This window comes from Pseudomonas sp. B22(2017), from assembly GCF_002113105.1.
In the GTDB taxonomy this organism is placed as follows: Bacteria; Pseudomonadota; Gammaproteobacteria; order Pseudomonadales; family Pseudomonadaceae; genus Aquipseudomonas; species Aquipseudomonas asiatica.
The window spans coordinates 1-1,431 of the sequence record NZ_NEJN01000032.1 but is presented as its reverse complement, the minus strand read 5'-3'; the positions used below and the strand labels follow the sequence as shown (position 1 = coordinate 1,431).

Annotated in this window: 1 protein-coding gene; it reads right to left on the bottom strand. The window is 52.6% G+C overall.

Annotated elements, in window-relative coordinates:
- Positions 1 to 27: 27 nt before the first annotated feature.
- Positions 28 to 1,382, bottom strand: a protein-coding gene (locus CAG18_RS25890; protein ID WP_143492706.1) for an IS3 family transposase whose coding sequence is annotated in 2 segments (ribosomal slippage) — positions 28 to 909 and positions 912 to 1,382 — 1,353 coding nt in all. Because the reading frame shifts where the segments join, the coding sequence is not laid out codon by codon here.
- Positions 1,383 to 1,431: the final 49 nt, after the last annotated feature.

Genomic DNA, 1,431 nt, shown 5'->3' with positions numbered 1-1,431 from the left:
TGGACTGCCCCCAAAAAGTTGGACAGTTTAAGCTGCCGCCTGGGTCCTGTACTCGACAGGGCTCAGGCCATTGAGCCTCAGCTTGATGCGGTCATGGTTGTAGTAGTGAATGTACTCATCCAGACCCGCTTTCAGTTCATCAATACTCTCGAAACGCTTGAGGTAGAAAAACTCTGACTTCAGCGTGCCGAAGAAGCTTTCCATAGCTGCGTTGTCCAGGCAATTGCCTTTACGAGACATGCTCTGTTTCACGCCGCGACTGCGGAGCGTGTGTCGATATTGAGCTTGCTGGTACTGCCATCCCTGGTCAGTGTGGAGCACCAGTTTAGGCTTCTCTCCCAAGGTCTTGAGCGCCTTGTCGAGCATGTTTCCAACCAGGCTGTACTGAGGGCGAGTAGCCGTCTCATAGGCGATGATTTCCCCGTTGTACAAATCCATCACTGGCGAAAGATAGAGCTTCTGTTGCGCTACTTTGAACTCGGTTACGTCACTCACCCATTTCTGGTTAGGACGCTGAGCGACGAAATTTCGCTCCAGCAGATTCTCCGCTATCTTGCCAACAGCACCTTGGTACGACTGATATTTCTTGGGACGCACCAGTGACTTCAAACCCAGGACAGCCATCAGCTTCTCGATGACCTTCTTGTTGACCAGCACCCCATCTTTCCTGATCACGAGTGCAATGCGTCGATAGCCGTAGCGCCCTTTCTCTTTGTGATAGACCTGCTGAATCTTCTCTTTAAGCTCGGCATATTTGTCCGGCTTCTGCTGGCTCTGCACCTGATAGTAAAAGGTACTGCGAGCCAGCCCGATCAGTCGCAGCAGGTCAGGCAAAGGAAATCTACGCTTGAGCTTGGAAACGATCAGGACTTTTTCCCCGATATTCGTTCCTTTTCCTCCCGCAAAGCCTTGAGCTCCTTTAAGACAGCGTTCTCCATGCGCAGGTATTCGAGCTCCGCCATCAGCTGGTCTCGGGGCTTTTGTGAATCGTCTGTATCTGTGGGTTTTGCTGGTTTGATCTTCTTCGGCACTTTGATCAGCTTTTTCTGGCGGTCGACAGGAGCTACAGGGTCACCACTGTAGTACTGCCGCTGCCAGTTGCCTATCTGCGACGATTGGCCGAGGCCAAAATGCGCTGCTGTCTGACGCATAGAAAGGCGATGCTCGTGCATGAAGCTCAGCACCTGCCGCTTGAAATCGTCGTCATAACGCCGCCCGTGTGAGCGCGGAGAAAGGCTGGACTTGCTCTGATGGCTGGAAACCCACCGCCGCAGCAGACTGAAGTCGATACCGAAATGCTGAGCTACCTTTCGGAAGCCCTCATTGCCATCCAAATAGGCTGAGATGGCTGTGAGCTTGAATTGCTCTGTGTATTTGCCCATAGGTCCCCCAAGGGTTGGATTTTTTGTCCAACTTCTTGGGGGCAGTCCA